The organism is Allobacillus sp. SKP2-8 (genome assembly GCF_007559355.1).
Lineage (GTDB): Bacteria > Bacillota > Bacilli > Bacillales > Alkalibacillaceae > Allobacillus > Allobacillus halotolerans.
In genome coordinates this window covers 99,112-121,494 of sequence record NZ_VMHF01000003.1, presented here as the reverse complement: position 1 = coordinate 121,494, position 22,383 = coordinate 99,112, and the positions used below count along the sequence as shown (strand labels likewise).

At 39.5% G+C, this 22,383-nt stretch carries 17 protein-coding genes; 3 read left to right on the top strand and 14 right to left on the bottom strand.

What is annotated here, in order from left to right; all coding sequences use genetic code 11:
• Positions 1 to 68 precede the first annotated feature (68 nt).
• The 7 genes from FPQ10_RS05300 to FPQ10_RS05270 all read right to left on the bottom strand — a co-directional run bounded on the left by FPQ10_RS05300 (position 69) and on the right by FPQ10_RS05270 (position 10,467).
• Entirely contained in the window at positions 69 to 1,304 is a 1,236-nt protein-coding gene (locus FPQ10_RS05300; RefSeq protein ID WP_144161370.1) for an aminopeptidase, read from the bottom strand.
• Between the two features lie 232 nt (positions 1,305 to 1,536).
• Positions 1,537 to 2,616: a hypothetical protein gene (locus FPQ10_RS05295; RefSeq protein ID WP_144161367.1), complete on the bottom strand. Its 1,080-nt coding sequence runs from the start codon at positions 2,614 to 2,616 to the stop codon at positions 1,537 to 1,539.
• 140 nt (positions 2,617 to 2,756) lie between these two features.
• Complete coding sequence (locus FPQ10_RS05290) at positions 2,757 to 3,581, bottom strand: TerC family protein (RefSeq protein ID WP_144161364.1); 825 nt, start codon at positions 3,579 to 3,581, stop codon at positions 2,757 to 2,759.
• 330 nt (positions 3,582 to 3,911) lie between these two features.
• Positions 3,912 to 5,072 carry a TRAP transporter substrate-binding protein DctP gene (gene dctP / locus FPQ10_RS05285; protein WP_144161362.1) on the bottom strand — a complete coding sequence of 387 codons (1,161 nt, stop codon included), beginning with the start codon at positions 5,070 to 5,072 and terminating at the stop codon, positions 3,912 to 3,914.
• A 271-nt stretch (positions 5,073 to 5,343) separates the two neighbouring features.
• Entirely contained in the window at positions 5,344 to 6,618 is a 1,275-nt protein-coding gene (locus FPQ10_RS05280; RefSeq protein ID WP_144161360.1) for a TRAP transporter large permease, read from the bottom strand.
• 35 nt (positions 6,619 to 6,653) lie between these two features.
• On the bottom strand, positions 6,654 to 7,262 hold the full coding sequence (locus FPQ10_RS05275; RefSeq protein ID WP_255439713.1) for a TRAP transporter small permease: 609 nt from the start codon (positions 7,260 to 7,262) through the stop codon (positions 6,654 to 6,656).
• Positions 7,263 to 8,664: 1,402 nt separating this feature from the next.
• A complete protein-coding gene (locus FPQ10_RS05270) occupies positions 8,665 to 10,467 on the bottom strand; it encodes a cation:proton antiporter (protein ID WP_144161358.1) in 1,803 nt (600 codons plus the stop codon).
• Positions 10,468 to 10,588: 121 nt separating this feature from the next.
• Between FPQ10_RS05270 and FPQ10_RS05265 the strand changes: the two genes are divergently transcribed.
• Both FPQ10_RS05265 and FPQ10_RS05260 read left to right on the top strand, forming a co-directional pair.
• A complete protein-coding gene (locus FPQ10_RS05265; RefSeq protein WP_144161356.1) occupies positions 10,589 to 12,160 on the top strand; it encodes an FMN-binding glutamate synthase family protein in 1,572 nt (523 codons plus the stop codon).
• Between the two features lie 212 nt (positions 12,161 to 12,372).
• Complete coding sequence (locus FPQ10_RS05260; protein ID WP_144161354.1) at positions 12,373 to 13,137, top strand: zinc ribbon domain-containing protein; 765 nt, start codon at positions 12,373 to 12,375, stop codon at positions 13,135 to 13,137.
• Between the two features lie 563 nt (positions 13,138 to 13,700).
• Here the strand turns inward: FPQ10_RS05260 and FPQ10_RS05255 are convergent.
• Positions 13,701 to 13,883, bottom strand: a complete 183-nt coding sequence (locus FPQ10_RS05255) for an SE1832 family protein (RefSeq protein WP_144161352.1) — start codon at positions 13,881 to 13,883, stop codon at positions 13,701 to 13,703.
• Positions 13,884 to 14,241: 358 nt separating this feature from the next.
• Between FPQ10_RS05255 and FPQ10_RS12955 the strand changes: the two genes are divergently transcribed.
• Positions 14,242 to 14,394 carry a hypothetical protein gene (locus tag FPQ10_RS12955; protein WP_186278546.1) on the top strand — a complete coding sequence of 51 codons (153 nt, stop codon included), beginning with the start codon at positions 14,242 to 14,244 and terminating at the stop codon, positions 14,392 to 14,394.
• 129 nt (positions 14,395 to 14,523) lie between these two features.
• Here FPQ10_RS12955 and FPQ10_RS05250 read toward each other — a convergent pair whose 3' ends face one another.
• The 6 genes from FPQ10_RS05250 to FPQ10_RS05225 all read right to left on the bottom strand — a co-directional run bounded on the left by FPQ10_RS05250 (position 14,524) and on the right by FPQ10_RS05225 (position 21,976).
• Complete coding sequence (locus tag FPQ10_RS05250; protein WP_144161350.1) at positions 14,524 to 15,054, bottom strand: hypothetical protein; 531 nt, start codon at positions 15,052 to 15,054, stop codon at positions 14,524 to 14,526.
• 254 nt (positions 15,055 to 15,308) lie between these two features.
• Entirely contained in the window at positions 15,309 to 16,784 is a 1,476-nt protein-coding gene (hutH, locus tag FPQ10_RS05245) for a histidine ammonia-lyase (RefSeq protein ID WP_144161347.1), read from the bottom strand.
• A 131-nt stretch (positions 16,785 to 16,915) separates the two neighbouring features.
• Positions 16,916 to 17,365 (bottom strand): histidine utilization transcription antiterminator HutP, encoded by a 450-nt coding sequence (gene hutP, locus FPQ10_RS05240; protein ID WP_144161344.1) that lies wholly within the window; start codon positions 17,363 to 17,365, stop codon positions 16,916 to 16,918.
• Between the two features lie 187 nt (positions 17,366 to 17,552).
• The gene (locus FPQ10_RS05235) at positions 17,553 to 18,101 is read right to left on the bottom strand and encodes an acyl-CoA thioesterase (RefSeq protein WP_255439712.1); all 549 of its coding nucleotides are present in this window, start codon (positions 18,099 to 18,101) and stop codon (positions 17,553 to 17,555) included.
• Positions 18,102 to 18,163: 62 nt separating this feature from the next.
• Positions 18,164 to 19,783 (bottom strand): BCCT family transporter, encoded by a 1,620-nt coding sequence (locus FPQ10_RS05230; protein ID WP_144161341.1) that lies wholly within the window; start codon positions 19,781 to 19,783, stop codon positions 18,164 to 18,166.
• A gap of 573 nt (positions 19,784 to 20,356) precedes the next feature.
• Complete coding sequence (locus FPQ10_RS05225) at positions 20,357 to 21,976, bottom strand: BCCT family transporter (protein ID WP_144161338.1); 1,620 nt, start codon at positions 21,974 to 21,976, stop codon at positions 20,357 to 20,359.
• Positions 21,977 to 22,383: the final 407 nt, after the last annotated feature.

Here is a 22,383-nt window from a genome sequence, read left to right as displayed (position 1 = left end):
AGTTCTTTGTGACTATACTTTCCACAAATATATCAAATTTTACCAAGGAATTTTAACAGAAGTTATTTCTATGAATGAATTGCCCATTCGCCGTCTTTTAAAATCTCTTCTTTATCGCCATTTTCAGTAATTCCATAAACGGTTAAGTCGGCGGATCCCATCATGAAATCTTCATGTATTAAACTCTTATTGATCCCTGCCTCTTTTTGTTCGTCTGCACTCATATTTTCGCCGTTTTCCAAGTTCGTCGGATATGCTTGGCCAAGCGCTAAGTGACAAGAAGCATTTTCGTCATAAAGCGTATTGAAAAAGATTAAGCCTGACTGTGAAATAGGTGAAGAATGAGGAACTAAGGCTATTTCACCAAGTCGAACGGCTCCCTCATCTGTGTCCAATAAATGTTTAAGTGTCTCTTCTCCTTTACCTGCTTCAAAATCAACCACTTTTCCATCTTTGAACGTCAACTTAAAGTCATCGATTAAATTGCCATTGTAGTTTAACGGCTTCGTATTCCGAACAGTTCCTTCTACACCTTCTCGATGCGGTGCAGTAAATACTTCTTCTGTCGGCATATTCGGGTTGAAAATAACACCTTTTACCGATTTTGCTGTTCCGCCTGCCCATATATGGCCTTTTGGTAGCTGAATTCGAAGGTCCGTAGTAGCTGATTGATACTCTAACGCGACATATTTTTTCTCATTTAAATAATCTCGAATATCATGCAGTGTTTCATTATGATCTTCCCAAGCCTTAATTGGATCCTCTTGATCGACGCGGACGATTTTGAAAATTTCTTTCCACAATTCATCCATTGCTTCTTCTTCTTTTTTATCGGGGTATATTTTTGCGGCCCATTTTTCTGTAGGAACTGACACGATTGACCATTGAATACGATCACTCATCATGTATTCACGATACTCACTCAATGCTTCTCCAGCCGCTTTATTCGCTTTTGCGATTCGCTCTGGTTCAATCCCATCCAATAGGTCAGGATTCGGTGCATAGACAGTTAGAATGCACCCGCCATCTTTGACATGTCCTGTTTGTTTGTCCACTAACCAATCAGGAATGTTTTCTAAAACATGTAGGGGTTCGTTTTCATACTTCTTTCTTGTGATTACTTCATCTGACCAGTTAACCGTTACATTTTCCGCCCCGACGTTATAAGCTTCCTCCACAACGTGGTGCACAAAGTCTCTCGCCTCGATTGGAGCATTAATAAAGATTGGTTGTTTTTTTTGTACATTCACACCGACCTTCACAGCAAGCTCGGCATATTTCTTTAATGTAGCCTCTGTTGGCATCATGCGACACTCCTTCTTTTTATTGGTATATCTTATTATTTCATATTCCGAAACTTTAAAAAAGTAATCCCATCGACGAATGACAGATACTTTGTTGTTCGTTGAATCTCAACAATACTTCTGGGCATTAAAAAAGATGATCTCCGATTATATTCGAGATCATCTTTTAGCTGTTCATATTTTAAAGCGCCTGTTTCTCTCCGGTATGGTTCAAAGAAGTTGTATTTACTGCTTATTTTCTTTCATCCACCCAATTCATCAATTCTTCTTTCGCAACATTATAAAATTCAGGAATGGTATTTTCATGATAAATTCTTTCAAACTCATCCTGAAGCTCTTTGACACGCTTTAAGTAAGCCGTTGCCTCGTCGACCTTTACTCGATAATCCATCTTCAATAAACTGACTCTTTGTTGCTCTCTTTTCGGCAAATCTTGTGTCATAAGTTGATCAGAGAGGTTCAATTCTTCATCACTGATCAGACTTGGATCATGTTCGTGCGGGCCGGTTGCGTCGAACATGGCAACCTCGAGTTCCGGAAGGGTTACCATATCAAGGCTCGTCGGATCGAATCCACAATGGTAGACTTCTACATCAAAACCCCGGTCTTGTGCTTCGCGGGCAATCTTGCGAAGAACGGTTGATTTTCCAGACCCTGAATTGCCTTTCATAAAAATTCTCCGACTTACTTGACTCGTTAAGTTTTGAATGAAATCACGTGGTCCGTCTGGTGTGGCTGCACCTAAATAACGGTGATGTACACACGATGGTTTATTTAATTTATTTTTTTCAAATATATCGTTTTTCAAGCGTTCTGTCTCTCGGTCCGCTTTTTCAAAATCCATATAGGGAGCATAAACATCTTCCACCTCATGATGGATCGTAAGAGCTGCTTGAAAGCTTTGAACAGCTAGCGTGTGGACCTCTTCTATTTGTTTTTCTAATTCTACTAATAATTGTTTTTTCTCCGTTAACCCTTCCTTACTATAACCTTCTCCAAAGAATAACAAGCTTTCTTTGATAAGTGGCCATTTCATCCGTCTAATATTCATTTTCGAACGATCGAAAATACCTGCATTTAAATCAGTGAAGACAATTCCTTCAAGTTCATTTCGTTGAATATGATTATAAATATAGTCAATATTCAATTGGTTTTTCATTTGGTAAGCCACATCTTTTAACAGTGGGCTGATCAACGATGTATGCCCACCTTCAATGTAAAGAACATGGTCGAGTTGTTCAATTAAATTTTCATAGAAATTAACATACCCTTTTGCGGTGGTACCTCCCATAAAATACTTATATTCAGACATGTCATCATCCTCCCAGTCTCCCCTATTGTATGAAACTGAGCTTTAAAAAAGACCACAGGACAAGGGGGTTTTGGGCATTTGGGCTCCTACATATATCGAATGAAAAAAAGCTGAAGAGTTTCCCCTCCAGCTTGTCGTCGTCAATCCTTATTTTCCATGTCTTCTAACGCTTCTTTTTCTTGATCAGACAGGTCTTCACTTTTCGATGGACTTGAGGAAAACCAACCAATTAAGGCGATGAGTACGAGCACGATATAAAAGGTAAGCTTCCATAAAGTCGATTCTGCGAAATCATGTGGAATGATTGCGATATCTTCGTGAGCTAACGTAATCACGAGAAGCTTCACACCTACCCAACCTACAATGATAAATGCAGCTGATTCCAAACCTGGCCGCTCATTAAGCAATTTGACGAAATACGTCGCTGCAAATCGCATAATGACGACACCAATTAATCCACCAGCCAATATGACAAGAAATTTACCGCCATCCATTCCACCGATTTGCGGTAGATCGGTATTCGGTAATGCCATCGCCAACGCAACAGCAGCCAATATAGAATCAATTGCGAATGCAATATCCGCAAATTCAACCTTGACGACAGTCATCCAAAAACCTGAACCCTTTTTCGGCTTGCTGACCGCCGCATCTTCTGTGGATTCATCTTCGTTACGATGCAATATAAATTTTCTAAATAGATGATTTAAAGAGATAAATAACAAATATGCTGCACCGATTGCTTGCATTTGCCATACATCGACGAGAAAAGAAATAATAAATAAAGAGCCCAAACGTAAAACAAATGCTCCAAACAATCCATAAAATAAAGCTTTTTTGCGTTCCTCTTCTGGCAAATGTTTAACCATAATAGCCAAAACGAGAGCATTATCTGCAGCCAAGATTCCTTCCAATCCAATCAGGACGAGGAGCACCCAGCCATACTCCGCTAATAAACCCCATTCCATTTCGACAAACACTCCTCAACTTCTAGCACAGTTGTTTCTTTTCCTAATCCTTATCTTCCCCAAAGCGTTCTACATTTAACAAGCTTCATCTCGAATTGAGGCGATAATGACAGAATTAGTTAAATTGACATGTTATGAGTATACACTTTTTTTGTCGAATATTGAATCACTTCATCCTTACAGATATTTATAAGTTTAGGACTTGTTTTTCGCTCTTCAAAGACACATTTAGCATGTGACCGTCCGATATTATTGCTAATCATAGCAGAAAAAGCTAGCTGCAGTTTACCGCAGCTAGCTTCATCAATTTCATATACATTTTAAACTTACTTATTCACCTGTAACTTCTTCGATCTCACTCTTCAGTTTATCGAACAATTCAGGGTCAATTCCTTCTACTTCTTCACGGTAATACTCGTGAACTGGCTGAATTGCTTCACTGAATTCAGCAATTTGATCTTCATCAAATTCAATGACTTCTGTACTTCCTTCATCTTTGATTGCTTGAAGACCAGCTTCGTTTTGTTTCTTCTGTTCGTCGAATACCCAGTCTTGTAGTTCTGTAATTGTTTCATCAACTACAGCTTTAACATTATCGTCAAGACCGTTATACCATTCTGTATTCGCAGTTGTCATCGCAACATAGTTGTTGTGACCAGAAATCATCATATAATCTTGTACTTCATTAAAGCTTGCAGATTCAATGAAGAAGATTGGGTTTTCTTGTGCATCAACTGTTTCACGATCTAACGCCGTGTACAGCTCACCCCAGCTCAATGATTGAACTGTAGCACCATAAGCATCATAAGACTCACGCATTAATGGAGATTCTTGTACGCGTACGTTCAAGCCTTCCCAATCAGATGGAGATTTAATTGCTGTATTACTTGTCCAAGCCATCTGACCTTCACTCCAATAAGCTAAAGGTGAGATGCTATGCTCTTCATATTTCTCACGAAGATCTGTATTTAATGCTTCACTATCCTTTAAAATCTGGTGAATTTGGTCTTGATCTGTCGGGAACAAATAGTGCATAGAGAAAATTTGACCGTCTGGAACTTGTCCTCCAGTGAAACCTGGAGACATAACAGCCAGCTCAACCCCGCCTTGCTGTAGCAGTTGTGCTTGGTCTGTTTCACTACCTAAAGCGCCATATTCTAGTGCTTCAACCGTAATCGCACCATCTGTTTTTTCTTCAATTCGTTTCGCAAATTCTTGTGCATATACAAACTGTACTTCGCCTTGAAGTTCTTCAGTCACCATGCGCCATTGATCAGATTCGAAATCTCCAGAAGCTTCTTCACTTCCTTCACTTGAACCTGAATCGGACTCTTCTTCGGACCCAGATTCTTCTTCGGATCCTGATTCTTCGTCAGACCCTTCACTTCCTGAGTCTCCTTCACTATCGCCACCGCCACATGCAACTAGCAGTAAGCTTAATGCAAAAATTGATGCTAACATTAACAAATACTTTTTGTTAAAAATGTTCATTACCCCCTGTAATGTATTTTTTATTTGGCTATGTTTGAAGTCCGTTGTTGTTATTGTGATTCGCTATGGTGGACGCTTTCCGCGGGCACGGCTCGAGTCTCCTCGGCCCAACACCCTGGCCTGCGGGGTCTCGAGACTCGTGCTTTTCCCGCTGGAGTCGCCACCTTCGCTCCTCACAATTCAACAACTCTGTGCTTTATTCATGTTTTAAATTTCAACATTAAACTTCAACAGAGCCATTATTTAAAGGAACTGCTTAGAACAGTTCACTTTATTCCTGAATAAGTACTAATGATAACTCTGGGAAGAATACCAACAACAACCCGATTGCTATGAGCATAATGATATAGGGCGGTGTACTTTTGATAACTTCCAAATAAGGTTTATTGAATACCGCACTTGCGGTAAATATGTCAACACCAAATGGTGGTGTTGCAGATCCTAATGCTGCTTGGAAAGTAACGATGATTCCAAGGTGAATCAGGTCAACTCCTGCCGCTTCAGCAGCTGGAGCAAAGATTGGTGTTAATACCAAAATAACTACTATTGGATCAACAAACATACATCCAACGAAGAAAAACACACTGACCATCAACAGGACGAATAATGCGCTTGGATCTGTTCCAAGAACTGCTTCTGTAATCATTCTTGGAATACCGGCAAAGCCGATTACCCAAGTGAAAAGCTGTCCACCAGCGACCAAGATGAAAACGGCTGATGTAACCAATCCTGTCGACAAAGAAATTTTAGGGATTTCTTTCCATTTAATTGTCCGGAAGATCATTACTTCCAAAATCAATGCATACAACACAGAAATCCCAGAAGCTTCAACCGGTGTAAATGTACCTGTATAAATCCCACCGACGATAATAATTGGGAACCCTAACGGTAAAAGTGCTTTTCTAAAATGAACGAAGCGTTCTTTCCAGCTGGCTTTTTCACCCAGAGGAATGTCCTTCACTTTCGCTTGAATAATGTTGTATATTGCAAATGCCAGAAATACGATTACACCTGGAATAATTCCGGCAATGAATAGATCCCCAACTGATACTGAACCTGCCGCCAGTGCATAAATAATCATTCCCACACTTGGCGGAATCAATAGCGCCACATCACTGGAATTGATAATCAAGGCCATTGCTTGGGAATCTTTGTATCCTATTTTCAGTAATCTTTCTCTCATCGGACGTCCTACCGCAACAACAGTCGCTTGCGTTGAACCTGAAATGGCACCAAACATCGTACAAGCTGCTGCTGTTGTTACAGCATACCCTCCACGAATGTGACCGATGAACGCACCGACGAAATCCAATAAACGCTCTGAAGTTTTACCTGCTGTCATGATATCCGCTGCGAAAATAAATAACGGAACGCATAACAATACCGGTGATTCAATCCCTGTCATCAGCTGCTTCATTAGAATGTCCATACTTAAATTCGGATTATAAATGAGCATAATGACAACGGGTGCCAAGATCAGCGGAATCATCATCGGAAAATTCAACAGCAAAAGAATAATCATTATAGATAATAATGTCGCTAACATAGATTTTTCCTCTCTACTTTAATCGATTTTTGACATTAGATGGATATGTCTTCCATCTTCAATTCTTTTTCTCTTTGATCGTTATAATCTACGGCATCGATTCCTAAATAAACTTTATCTTTTGCTTTCGCTGTGAAGTTCACAAATGTGTTTCTGATATATTGAATCCCCGCTGTCACAAAGCCAATTGGAATAAATACGGCCATTAAGTATCTAGGGACTTCCAACGAGGTCGTAATAGCTCCGGTATTATATTCAAAAAGAACAAAATTATAAGTATAATACGCCATTACAAACATAACGATTGCAGTCACTGCATTAATCACGATCATCATCACTTTACGAACTTTCATAGGTGCGAAGTCATAAAAAGCTGACATACTAATATGTCGTCCTTTTCTGGCTGCATAAGCAATCCCCATGAATGTTGCAATAATGATGGCAAATTTACTCACCTCATAGGCGAAATAAAAAGCACCTGAACTAAAGACTTCTCGGGCAATTACATTACCGACGATCATAATCGAAATCAAAATGATCGAGAAGGATAATATAAATTCTTCTAATCTCATCATTACTTTATCAATGAACTGAAGTACTTTACCTATTCCTCGAATAAAGCTATTGTCACTCAAGCTTCCCAAAAAACTTGCCCCCTCTCGAAAAGAATGAATCTGTAAAATTATCAAATAAATTTTGCCGTTCATTTCTTCTATTTAAGCGTATATGATTTAGCTGGTTTTATTCAACTTCCAAAAAAACACACATTTTATAGTTTAATAACCTATTTTGCTAGGAAGTAAACATAAAATTCAAATTTCTATAATATTATCGATAATACTTCCAGATAGTCGTGTATGCTCCAAATATTCTAGTTGATAGCCTATTTAAACTTTGTTATGGATAGACTTCCACATAATATCTTTAAAACTATTAATTTCATTTACTGGGTTATTTTCTCATTAAGTATGTCATGAAGATTTAGATTGGGTGTAAATCTTGAGGGGTAGTGGATGATATTTTTAAGATTCCTGACTAAGGATGAACAGCGCATACGTGCCTTATATATGTTTTATTCGACGTTCATCAAGAACATTCCTGCAAAATAATCAAATAAATTAATTGAATATTTTGTTAAATGGTGAGTCAAGAACTGACTAGTAGGTAGTTTTATCAATTGATTACATGCTGGGTCAGCAGCTTCATATTGTGAGTGAGTTGGAAGAAACGCTACTCTAACTTTCGTTGGGGTATTGAGAGGTCTCTGCGACCAAATACACTGTTCTGACTCTTATTCGGGTGTTGAGAAGCGCTCTCGACTACCCAATTCACTATTCCAATCCGCGTTCGGGCGTTGACGAATTTTCTCCACTGGTTTCATTTTTAAGTGAATCAGTTTCTTAAATTAGAGTCCTCGTTGGCGGGGAAACGTAAAACGTTATTGTGAGAGTCGCAATACCCAAATTGGATGCGAGTTCTTGATTCCAGTCGAATTGACAGCGCCTATTCATCCGAATTGGATGCGTGAGTTTGGTTTCGGTCGAATTGACTGCATCTATTCACCCGAATTGGATGCGTGAGTTTGGTTTCGGTCGAATTGACAGCGTCTATTCACCCGAATTGGATGCGTGTCTCTGATTTCAGTCGAATAGAAAGCGTCTATTCACCCGAATTAGATGCGTGAGGCTAATTTCGGTCGAATAGAAAGCGTCTATTCACCCGAATTAGATGCGTGAGTCTGGTTTCGGTCGAATTGACAGCGTCTATTCACCCGAATTAGAAGCGTGAGTCTGATTTCAGTCGAATAGAAAGCGTCTATTCACCCGAATTAGAAGCGTGAGTCCGATTTCAGTCGAATAGAAAGCGTCTATTCACCTGAATCGGAAGTGAGATTCAAATTCCGGTCGAATAGATCGGATATTAGGTGGTGGGGAAAGCATCCACCGATAGCGGATCAAAATATCAACAACGGACTTTAACAAAGCCATCTAAAAAAACCAGCCAGCGACCTTCTTTAGGCCGCTGGCTGGGTGAGCTTCGTTGATCTTAGCCTTGTCGATTATTCGGCTTCGATAAACTGATGACAATATCTTTTGATTCAACTTTTGGTTCACGATTTGGAGAAAAGAAGATGATTTTCCCACTTCCTTTGATAATTGCCAATAAAACAGATTCGTGATGTAATTCTTTTTTCAATGTTTCAAACGTATATTGTTCTGAGATCTTTGTTTTTTTGAATACAAATCCTTGGTTGATTTTTTCATTCAGTACGGTCCAATTTGCCTGTTCACTGAACAAGATATTTCCGCTTATATGGTTACTGACTTCATCTAAACGATCTCCGTTGTCCATTTGGATCGGTAATTGATACAAGAATTCCCGTCCGAACTCAGGCTTAAATGTCGTACTGATTAACGTGTTGTATGAATCGAATTCCGTCATACTGATCATATACTCATATGGAGTCATATCTAGTTGGTAATCGGTTTGTTCTGAAAGCACTTCTCCATGTTTGTTTGGAACATCGAGCCTTCTTGCATGCGATAACCTACTCCAAGATGAATCAATGATCATAACCGGTATGTCATAGTCACCCAATACTTTTGCAAAATTGGCTGTGAATTTACTGGATCCAACCATTAGAATTCCTGGTGTGCTTTCAGTAGATAAATTCAATTTTTTCGAAAGCCAGCCGATTGAAAAGCCGTGAGCCACAACCGTTGCAAACACAAGGCCGAATGTTAAAGAAGTTAACATTTCAGCTTCTTCATATCCTTCAAGCAGCAAAACTCCAGCAAAATAACCAGATACCGTCAAGGCGACAATTCCTCGCGGCGCAATCCAACCCGTCAATAATTTCACTTTAAACGGTAGACCTGTTCCAATCGTTGAGATAAAAATTGTTAACGGACGAATAACAAAAAGCATTAATAAAACAAATGAAATAATCGGCCATTCAAACATAGCAATCAATGTTTCTCTTGTCAGTGATGCCGTTAACATAATAAAAATAACAGATATCAATAGAATGGATATATTCTCTTTAAAATGACGTAGATCGCCAATTGATGAAATTCTCATATTTGCAAGGGTAATTCCCATTACCGTTACGGCCAGCAATCCTGTTTCGTGCATAATCATATCGCTAATCGTAAAGGCGGTCACAACACTGGACAAAACAAATGGAGATTTCAAATACTCAGGCACTAGGCCATTCTCAAATAATTTGCCGACTCCCAATCCGAATCCAATTCCTATCAGAATTGCTAATATAGATCCTCCGATAAAGAATAAGATTGTAATGAATGTCACATCGTCTAGGGTGATAAATTGGATGAACACAAATGCGAAGACAGCTAATAACGCACCAAGGGGATCAACAATAATACCTTCCCATTTAAGGATCGCAGCAGGAAGTGGCTTTAACTTAGCCTGCCTTAATAGAGGTAAAATAACTGTTGGCCCTGTAACAATGAAGATGGCACCAATCACAAATGCTACAGCGAGCGGTAATCCAGCTACATAATGTGCGGCTAGTGAGCCTAAAATCCAGGCTAATAAAGCACCGATTGTCACAATACGGTAGATCGGCTTACCAATTCCTCGGACTTCACGAAAATCCAGGCCTAAGCTTCCTTCAAATAAGATAATCCCAACTGCTATGGAAATTAATGGACTATATACGACTGCGAGATTTTCCTCGGGATTGATTACACCAAAAATAGGTCCTGCCAGTAATCCAACGACAGACATCACGACAATCGCCGGTAGCCTATAGCGCCATGCGACCCATTGTGAGCTGACACCTAAAAATAAGATGAGCATCAGCTCAAATAATAAATTGTCCATCGTGTGCCTCCTTCCATATGGGCTTGTATGCTTAGTTCCCTAATGGATGTGGTATAACCCATATATACGATATTTTTTATATATACGCTAGCCATTATATAATTCACTAGGGGGGTAGTCAATGGCGGATATCGTCAGTGTTATTTTATTAATTATTATTTTGTTTGTTCTTGTTTTGCCTGCATTCTTCGTAGTTTATGCATATTTTGTCGACCGTAACCAAAAAAGGCATTCTGTACTTCGAAATTATCCGGTACTTGGACGCATTCGTTATATGTTTGAAAAGATCGGACCTGAATTAAGACAATATTTTTTCCGTGATGATACGGAAGGGAAACCATTTTCCAGAAAGGATTACCACGACATCATCATTCCAGCAAAATATGGTCACCGGTTGATTGGTTATGGTTCACTTAGAGACTTTGAAGAGCCTGGCTATTATGTGAAAAATTCAATGTTTCCGAAACAACTGGAGGAATTAGCACTCGGAGAAAGTCCGCAAGTTAGCTCTTTCGTCTACCAAATTGATAAAGATTCGCTGATTGGCCGAAAAGAGCACCGTGAAGATAAAATGATGAATCCATTTTTACTTGAGAAAGAATATGAAGTTGTGATTGGTGAAAATACACGGAAACCATTCCATGTAAAAGGCCATATCGGAATGTCTGCCATGAGTTATGGCGCTCTTGGAGACCGCGCCATAACGGCATTATCAATAGGTTTAGGCCGTGCTACAGGTACATGGATGAATACCGGTGAAGGCGGACTATCGAATCACCATTTAAAAGGGGATGTCGACCTCATCATGCAAATCGGCCCTGGTTTATTCGGTGTACGCACGGAAGCTGGTGAATTTTCCTGGGAAGAATTAAAGAAAAAAGCAGAAATTGATCAAGTGAAAGCTTTTGAATTAAAACTGGCACAAGGGGCAAAACTTCGAGGCGGACACGTTGAAGGAGATAAAGTAACGCCTGAAATTGCAAAAATCCGTAATGTCGAGCCTTATAAAACCATCAACAGTCCCAACCGCTTTTACGAATTTGATGATGTTCAAACACTGCTTGATTTCTTAACTGACATTAGAGAAGCGACCGGTTTACCTGTCGGGATGAAAATCGTCGTCGGACAGGAAAAATACGTCGAAGAATTAGCGAAATTAATGAAAGAAACTGGCAAGCATCCAGACTTTATTACCGTCGACGGCGGAGAAGGCGGAACAGGTGCTACGTATCAAGAGCTTGCAGACAGTGTTGGATTGCCATTAAAATCAGCACTGCCAATTCTACATCAAGCACTCGTGAAAGAAGGTGTGCGTGACCGTGTGAAAATTATTGCTTCTGGCAAGTTGATTACACCTGATAAAATTGCCATTGCCTTGTCATTAGGTGCAGACCTTGTACAAGTGGCCCGTGCTTTCATGGTGACCGTCGGTTGCATCATGGCCCAAGTATGTCATACGAATGAATGCCCTGTCGGTGTGGCGACCACCGATCCGAAACTACAAAGAGCATTAGACATCGACGAGAAGTCATATCGCGTGACCAATTTCGTCATTGCCATGCGTGAAGGATTATTTAATTTGGCAGCTGCATCCGGACTGGAGTCACCATCTGAATTCCGGGATGAGCATGTTGCTTACAAAGACTTGTATGATGTCACCTATGATAATCACTTAAAGACGAGTCAATCTTAAACCTCAATCATTTAAACGGTGACAAGTATTGATGTAGTGGATTGCACAATCGAGTCTCGATCTTGATTGATAGGTTCCGAGCTAGAGTTTTATGATATATTCTTCTAGCGATCGGAATCTTTTTTTATAAATAGTCATGAATAATTGTTTTCTGTTCTTTATTTCTTATATGATAGTTACTAGTGATATGTTTGGTAGAAAGGAGTTTTTTTATGCGTTGTCCATCTTGCGGTATATCTGTTGAAAAAGGTGTTCAATTTTGCCCTAACTGCGGACACAACATCGATCAAGCTTCAACAATTACGATCAATTCAGAGGATGTATTACCAAGTGAAAATGTGTATGGGGTGTTAAAGAAAATTCTGAGGCAACCCTCTGCAAGTAAGCATTTAACCCCGAACCATTTACCGATTGGTTTGATTTCCATCGCCATCTATTCTTTATTGGTCGCCGGTTTCATCTATTACTCGATGAAAAGCATTTCCTCGGATTTGCAAAGCTCGTTCAATGATCTTGGATTAGGTAGTGTACTTGGTCAAAGTGTGGAAGTTAGCTTTTTTGATTATTTTCTCTTACCGTTCGTCGGGTTTTATGCACTGCAAATCATTATGATCTTACTTATATACATTTTGGCTAAAATTACAGGAGAAATAAAAGACTTAAGAACGTTGACCGCTCAGTATGGTGCGTACTTATTTCCGTTCTCATTTATCTTCATAGTCGGTGTATTATTCTCTGTTCTTAATCTAAGTTGGTTGGCGACCGTTGCACTCCTTATCGCAACACTTGGTGTCATTTTTATGCTACCAGTCATACTGACAAAGTCCGGTATTGAGAATGCAGGTGACGGAACCGATCGTGTTTATTTATTATTGATCATTTACTTCATCGGTGTTTTAATTCTAAGCTTTGTTGCTAGAACTTATGTTGAGACGATGGTTTCCAGTTTCATCAATAACATCACGAGTATATTTTAATGTTGTCTTGATTGGTTGGTTCAACGAATTGGTCATGTGAAAATTTATTATATGAGAGAGCGGGCACTGACTTCGGTCGGTGCTTTTTTGTGTATGCTAAAGCGTTACGATTGAAAAATCACTTGTTAATATAGCGAGCGAGGAAATCAATACGAGAGGAAAAAATGGGCAGCCGTACACAGACACCAATGCATGATCCCAATAGTACACGGATTAACCCTGAAGCTTTATGAAAAAACACTGAAGGTTTGTGGATTTACACTGAAGGTTCGGGAGTTAACCCTGAAGGCGCGTGAATTAATGCTGAAGCTGTGCAAATGAACCCTGAAGCTCTGCAAATTAACACTGAAGCAGATATGTAATGTGCCTTCGATCAAGCTCTAATCACGAGTTGAGGATTAAAAACACATGCTACACTCGATTAGAAGCTCTCTATTCATAGATAGACCGCTGACATTGCGTGTTATCTTCGATTAGCAGAACCCAAAACAAGGGTAGCACTTAAATGTTGTGTGCTACCCCGTAATAATCACTGGTACCTAAATTTACTTTTTCTTCTCTGTCTATTCATCTAGTTCATTTAGCTGTTTTTTCTTTTCTGCTAATTCGATTTCTATTTTTTCGAGTACTCGTTCAATTGGTGTGATACTCCCTCCAACGGCTTCCATCTTATCAAGGTCACCTTGAATTCGGATATAATCCATCTTTAGATGAGCAATTTCCGCTTCAATGTCTGCTTTTTTCATCTTCATCACTCCATTCCTCACTCTCATTGTATAAGAGGTCGCTCTTTTTCTCAAATCGCTTGCCCTTTGGCTTGTTCCTGTCGCTATCTGGTTGATTTGACTCGTTGCAATTCATCTCACCTTAGGGGAGGGCACATATATCTTGGAATTGGGCTCATAAATTTGAATGCCGGGTGCATATCTCTGTAGTTTGGGGCCATATACGACAAATTCCGGCGCATATGGCGTGAAGGAGGGCGCATATACGATAACGTTGGGTGCATAAATCTTGGATCATCGGTCTCCGTGGTTAGCCTTTTTGAATTAAGGGTATTTGTGATGGTGTATAGAACGCTACTCACAGAAAGGAGTGGAACACATGATTGATGATTATCGAAATTCAGTTGAGTATGGACCGACGAATCCTGATCAATTAAAAACATGTACGAACTGCGGCAATATCTTACAAAAACCACTTGAAATACAAAATAAACTTTGCACAAAATGTCAAAAAGAATTAAATAGAGACTAAGTTGTTATGCGTATAACAATCGAAAGATGACAGTGGATCCTTTGCATCTTTCGATTGTTTCCTATAAAAAAACTGTTTCAAAACCTCCGAACGAATGGGAGAGGAATTGAAACAGTTCAATTTGTATGATTAATTTTTAAAAATAAACGAACGTAGTGGGAGTTCAGCTTGCTTTTCTTTCCCTTGTTCAATATATGTGATCAATAGTTTTTCTAAATCGTTCTGGTAGTTCTGATCCTTTAATGAAGTCTCAAAAACTAGCGTGAAGCGGTCTGATTCCATCTGATAATCTTGTACGGACACATAAGACTCTTTCAATAATTTATTTTCATAGGTATCTCGGTAATGGACGTTCGTTTCGCCAGTATCATCTATGTAGAGGTTAATCTGAATGGAGCTGTTTGACTGGTCGAGTTCTTCTCCATCTTGCTTGATCAATTGAATATCCTTGATCAGTGGAAAGGATTCTCCTCCCTCCCATTTGACTTCTTTACCGATATAGACTTCTTCGTAATTATTGAAGAGTTCTTTATTTGCTCCTGTATGACTAATGCTCCGAAACACTTGGTCATTGCTGTTTGCTTCTACAACGAAATAACTCGCTAGCCCACCAATAATCACAACTAACGCTACAACCAACCACCAATTAAATTTTCTCATTTATTCACCTCGGTGTGACGCAATCCATTTCTTATCTCTATCTTTACCTGAAAACTATTATACTATACATCTTCTTTGTAAAGAAAGAGTTTTTCGCTTTATTGTATTAAGTGAATACACCGAGTATGGTCAAATAACACCTTCTCTTAAACTCTTATTTTCACCGAATTTTCTTCTCTTATTGACCGGTGGAAAAGCTTGATTCAATCCTTGGCAGACAACTGCCTCATGTCACTCAGCCATCTATCTTGCTATTAAACCATTAAATGCTGGCTCATGTTCTCAATATCGTTTGAAAAAATTCGATCTTGTTTTATGCTTGGTACGACTTTGCGAGATTGCTCATAAAAAGCTCGCGTTTCGCTTGCCATCCTTTCAACCCCTTGAAATTCCACGGCCTGCATCGCACAAATCAACTCAATCGCCAGTACTTTGCTCGTATTCAAAACGATTTGGTTCGCATGCCTCGCACCAATGGTTCCCATGCTGACATGGTCCTCTTGATTCGCAGAAGATGGAATCGAATCAACACTTGCTGGGTGGGCCAGTGTTTTGTTTTCTGAAACGAGTGAAGCGGCTGTGTATTGTAAAATCATTGCTCCTGATTCTAATCCAGGCTTGGCACTCAAAAAAGGCGGCAAATCATTTAACTGTGGGTTCACTAACCGTTCCACACGTCGTTCAGACATGTTTGCCATCTCAGCGACACCGATTTTTAATAAATCCATGGCAATCGCTACAGGCTGACCATGAAAATTGCCCCCAGAAAGAATCTTTCCTTCATCTGAAAATATTAACGGGTTGTCGGTTGCGGCATTAATCTCAATGGTCAGTTTTTCTTTCACGTAATTCAGGGTTTGCCATGAGGCACCAAATACTTGCGGAATACAACGCAATGAATAAGCATCCTGGACGCGCTTTTCTCCTTGTGCGGTCGTGAGTTGACTGTCTATCAGTAATTCACGCATTTGTTCCGCTACTTCAATCTGTTCCGGATAACCGCGTGCTTGATGAATAAGTCCATCAAATGCATCTCGAATTCCTTCCAAGCCTTCGATTGTCATGGCAGCAATTTTGAGCGCTTGATGCATGAGCCGCTCCGCACTTATATACGCGATACAGCCGGTAGCCGTAATCGCTTGCGTACCGTTAATTAGTGCGAGTCCTTCCTTCGCCTTTAATGCAAGTGGTTGTAATCCTTCTTGGGATAAGGCTTGGATTGCAGGTCGCCTTGTTCCCTTATAATAAACTTCTCCTTCACCCATTAAAACGAGCGCCAAATGAGCTAATGGAGCTAAGTCGCCACTTGCCCCCAATGATCCTTGTTGCGGAATGATCGGATGTATCCGGTGATTCAATAAATCAACTAACCGTTCAATGAGAACTGGACGAACGCCAGAATTTCCTTTCATTAATGCATTCGCTCGAAGCAAAACCATCGCTCGACTAATCTCTTCAGAAAAAGGCTCACCAACACCGCAAGCATGGGAGTGTATAAGATTCAATTGTAATGTTTCCAAATCACTTGGATTGATTGTTACATTCGCTAAATGGCCGAACCCTGTATTGATTCCATACATGGTTTGTTCGGTAGATAAAATTTCTTCGACAAAGGTACGACTCTGCTTGACCTTCTCGAGTTGGTCGGTTTCCAACGTCACGGATTCGTTTTCGTAAACAATACGCTTAACGTCTTCAATCGTTAGTTCATTACCATTTAATCGCAAAATGATCCCTCCAATTCATTTCCTCAATTCCTTTTCAGCTAAAAAATTGCTTAAAAAAGCAAAAAGGGACTCATATCCAAGAGTTTCTCTTGAATACAAGCCCCCTAGTGACTTATCTCTCAACTGGGCAAGACTTATATGTGATTGATTCCAAGACCGACAGCTTCGTGTTCCAATCCTTTGATTGGTGCGCCGATCGTCCCATAGAGCGCGACGGCAATCCACTCTCCTTCCGCTTGATTACTGTACGGTTTTCCTCGTACAACAGCAAAACGGAGTCCGACAGTTCGCATGATTTCACCGAGTTGTGATTGACCGCGCGTAACTCCTTCTAATGCTTCCAAAATCGCATGATATAAAGCATGTGTTTCTCGGTAAAGCCCTTCTTCGACTAATCGATTGCGCTTGGAAGCCGTCTCAATCGCTGACACAACTTTCTTTAGGTCCATCGATCCTGTTTTTCCGATACAAAACTGATATGGCTTCGTTGAATGGCCTTTGCCCACAGCTTCGAACTCTTCACTAAAATCTAAAACGAGCTGCAAAGCAAATTTTCCAATTCCTACTTGATGATCCTTCTCCATAGTAGTTGGCCTCTCTTAGAACGTTATTATCTGAATTGTATGCTACATTGTATTTGCTGTCAATTTGGATTGGCGTAGTTGTACATTTACGGTTTGATAACTATATTATTCACACTTATTGATCGTTATTCATCATTATGTAAGAAGACCTAATGATTTTTTATTCATTAGGTCTTCTTTGTTTAAATTAACGTTCGTTGTTATTATTCGATGAATCCCACGGAAAGTCCGTCCCGAACTTTTCCGCAAGCACTTTAGAATCTTTACTACGTTTTTTACGGTAATTCATCCGTTCTTCTGCACCATCATACAACCATTTTTCTTCTTCGGTTTCTGGATAAACAGGTGGTACTTCCACAGGTCTACCATCTGCATCAACCGCAACCATGGTCATAAATGCTGTTGCACAAACCTGTCGTTCACCTGTCAATAAATTTTCCGTAATTGCTTTGACGAAAACTTCCATGGAAGACCGATGTGTCCAAGTCACGAAAGCCTCCAAGCAAATGGTGTGGCCTGCTTTGACTGGATGTAAAAAGTCTACCGAGTCTGTGGAAGCTGTGACGACTGGCTTCCGTGCATGTCGTGTTGAAGCGATCGCTCCCACGTCGTCTAGATACTCCATTAACTTTCCACCGAACAATGTGCCGTGCATATTGGTATCCGGTGGCAAAACATGTGAGTTTCTCACGGTTAATGAATGAGAACATGGTTTTGCTTCTAAGTGATCACTCAAATATAACACCTTCCATCTTTATCTGCTACGATAAATAGTATTGTAGCATTTTACGATGAATTCTACACGTGTGGATAATTGTCATCCTCTTCAAATGAATATTCTTTTTTCCCTTTAATGCCTTGTTCAACTGCTAACTCTTTGGCAACTTTCACAGAATCCCATACAGGCGGCAGCATGAGAAGCGATACTGGTACTGCTGAAGCAACGATGAAGTTTTGGAACATCCCAACGTTACTTTGACCCATTGCCAATAAAGCGATTGCTGTCGCACCAAAGATTAATGCCCAGAATACACGGACAGACGTTTTCGGATTATCATTTCCTGTAACAGATACAGCAGAGGCATAAGCCATTGAATCCGTTGTCGTTGCTACGAAGATAATTGTGATAATCAAGAAACTGAAAGCAAGAATCGATGTAAATGGCATTTGTTCAAGGATCGCCATTACTGCCGCTTCTTGGCCGGAATTATTCAACGGTTCTGAAATGATTCCAGGATTTTTCGTTTCAAAGAAAATTCCTGTTCCGCCTAAAACGGTAAACCAGATATTACTGACGATTGGTGCAAGGATACCTACGGCTAAAATTAATTCACGGATTGTTCTACCTCTTGAAATCCGCGTAATAAAGATCGCCATCATTGGAGCGTATCCGATAAACCAACCCCAGAAGAAGACTGTCCAACCTGCTAACCATGCAGGGTCTCCACGCGTTAAACTCATCATGAGATAGTTAGAGATTTGAAAAGCTTCAGCTGATACAAACGCGTCAAAAATAAACATAGTTGGTCCAATGATTAAAATAACAATCATAAGAAGCACAGCAAAACCAACGTTGAAACGACTTAAAATCTGAATCCCTTTATCAACACCTGTAATTGCCGATACTGTAGAAATGGCAATAAGGATGACGATAAATGTAATTTGTGTCGCTAATGTATTCGGTAAACCGAAAATTTGTTCAGCAGCATAGGATGCTTGTAATCCTAAAAAGCCAATAGCACCTACCGTACCTGCCGCAACTGCAACCGCTGAAGTGACATCTGCCAAGATTCCAACAATATGATTTCTTTTAAATAGTTTGTCGCCAAAAATTGGGTATAAAATCGTACGTGGTTTCAACGGCATACCTTTATGGTAGTGAGCGTACATTAAAACGATTGTTGCCGTCGTACCTAAAATTGCCCAAGCGTTGAAGCCCCAATGTAAGAACGATTGGGAGAGACCGATAACTGCTTTATCCCACTCTGTTAATTCTCCATCTGTAAACAATGGAGGTGTGTTGAGAAAATGAGCCATCGGTTCTCCGGCTGCCCAGAACACACCGCCTGCAGCTAGCAATGTCGTTAAGATCATCGCAACCCAGCGGAAATTACTGTAGAGAGGACTGTCTACAAGTCCCAACTTTACTCTTCCGTACCTGGAAAACATCAAAATCAGCCCGACAATAAACGTTGCAAAGACGAGGAGCTGCCAATATAAACCAAAATACTTGGCTGAAAAATCAAATGAATTATTCACCCAAGAACTCATGTTATCTGGTATAAAGAATGCCAGAATAACGAATAATAGTAGGAATCCTCCACTTATAATAAAGGAACCCCACTGAACTCCTGTCCCCAGGTATTCATCTGAATAATACTTCTTCTTTGTAAACTGATTCTTCTTTTCTTTAGACATTCGGTAAAAAATCCTCTCACTTTTTTTTGAAAGCTAATTTACAGATGTATTAGCTATCCAATTCTAAATTGTAGATAATCTGTGAACACTCGTCAAAGAAGATGTTATATATTATGTTTGAATAATAATGAGCAAATACGCGAATTTTTTGACTCAGCTATCTAAACTGAGATAATTCCTCCCTATATAATTGTATTCCCCTATAATGTTGAAAATTATGCTACAAATTTTTAATGGTTCTAAGTCAGAGGTTGGGGGGAAGCGAACGCCCAATCTTAATTTATACGACTCGAACTGCTACATTTTTATTTAACGAGGACTTAATATGGATATGATTTCTCTTTAATTAAGCTTTAGATACTTAAAACCGATAACCTTTGCTTCTTCGTACCATGTTCGATACTTTCCATAACGCCAACATATACATTAGAGCTTGAAATAAAAAAAAGACCCAATGATTCGTCATTAAAATCATCGGGTCTTCTCTATATTGAATAATCGTTTGTTTTTGTTTTTCGGTGAATCCTACGAGCGTATCAACTATAAATATTTTATAGCAGTTTACGATGAAATCTACACATGTGGATAATTGTCATCTTCTTCAAACGAATATTCTTTTTCACCTTTGATTCCTTGTTCAACCGCTAACTCTTTCGCAATCTTCACTGAATCCCATACTGGTGGAAGCAGGAGAAGCGATACAGGTACTGCCGAAGCAACGATGAAGTTTTGGAACATACCTACATTGCTTTCACCCATTGCCAATAAAGCGACTGCGATCGCTCCAAAGATCAATGCCCAGAATACACGGACAGATGTTTTTGGATTATCGTTTCCGGTAACAGACACAGCAGATGCATAAGCCATTGAGTCCGTTGTCGTTGCTACGAAGATAATTGTGATAATTAAGAAACTGAATGCCATAATCGACGTCAATGGCAGCTGTTCAAGAATCGCCATCACTGCGGCTTCTTGACCGGAGTTATTTAAAGGTTCTGAAATGATACCAGGCTTTTCTATTTCAAAGAATATTCCAGTCCCACCAAGAACCGTAAACCATATATTACTGACAATTGGTGCAAAAATACCAGCAGCCAAAATCAACTCACGGATTGTTCTACCTCTCGAAATCCGTGTAATAAAGATTGCCATCATTGGTGCGAATCCGATGAACCAACCCCAGAAGAAGATTGTCCAACTCGCTAACCATGCAGGGTCTCCACGAGTCAAACTCATCATGAGGAAGTTTGAAATTTGAAATGCTTCGGCCGTTACAAATGCATCAAGTAAAAACATTGTTGGTCCAATGATTAAAATAACGATCATAAGAAGTACCGCAAAACCAACGTTGAAACGACTTAAAATCTGAATTCCCTTATCAACACCTGTGATCGCCGATACTGTAGAAATGGCAATAAGTATGACGATAAATGTAATTTGTGTCGCTAACGTATTCGGCATTCCGAAAATTTGCTCAGCGGCATAGGATGCTTGTAATCCTAAAAAGCCAATTGCACCTACCGTACCAGCTGCAACTGCAATTGCGGAAGTAACATCTGCTAAAATACCTATAATATTATTCTTCTTAAATAGTTTGTCTCCAAAAATCGGATACAAAATGGTACGCGGCTTTAGTGGCATACCTTTATGATAATGTGCGTACATTAATACAATTGTTGCCGTCGTACCTAAAATTGCCCAAGCACTAAAGCCCCAGTGCATGAACGATTGGGAGAGCCCGATAATCGCTTTATCCCATTCTGTTAATTCTCCATCAACGAATTGTGGAGGTGTATCTAGAAAGTGTGACATTGGTTCCCCAGCTGCCCAAAACACACCACCAGAAGCTAGTAATGTCGTTAAAATCATTGCGACCCAGCGGAAATTACTATAGTGAGGACTGTCTATAAGTCCTAACTTTACTCTTCCATACCTAGAAAACATTAAAACCAAACCGACAATAAATGTTGCTAGGAGGAGAATTTGCCAATATAGACCAAAATATTTAGCAGAAAAATCAAATGAATTATTCACCCAAGTACTCATGTTATCTGGCATAAAGAATGCCAATATAACGAATAATAATAGGAATCCTCCACTTATAATAAAGGAACCCCATTGAACTCCTGTCCCCAGATATTCATCTGAATAATACTTCTTTTTTGTAAACTGCTTTTTTTTCTCATTTGCCATTAGGAAAAAAACCCTCTCAATTTTTTTGAAAAGCCAACCTAATAAATTATTAGCTATCCAACTTTAAATTGTAGATAATCTGTGAACACTCGTCAAAGAAGATGTTATATATTATATTGGAATAATTGCGAGCTATTTTGAGTATTTTACGAACAAGCTATATAATCTCAGATAATTCTTCATTATCTAAAGCATTCCGCGCTAATGTAAAATTTTATTCCTATGAATTTTCTAAGAATTCACCGATTTAAACTTTACCTTTATGTGCTCTGTCCGGATCTCTCGATACTGTGAACAGCGTTTTTGATTGTGGCTGAGTTTAAAATATTCCAATAAGACTTTGCGATATGCCTTTTTGCACATTTGGGTCTATCGAGCAATCAAAAAATATTATACAACTTGATTCC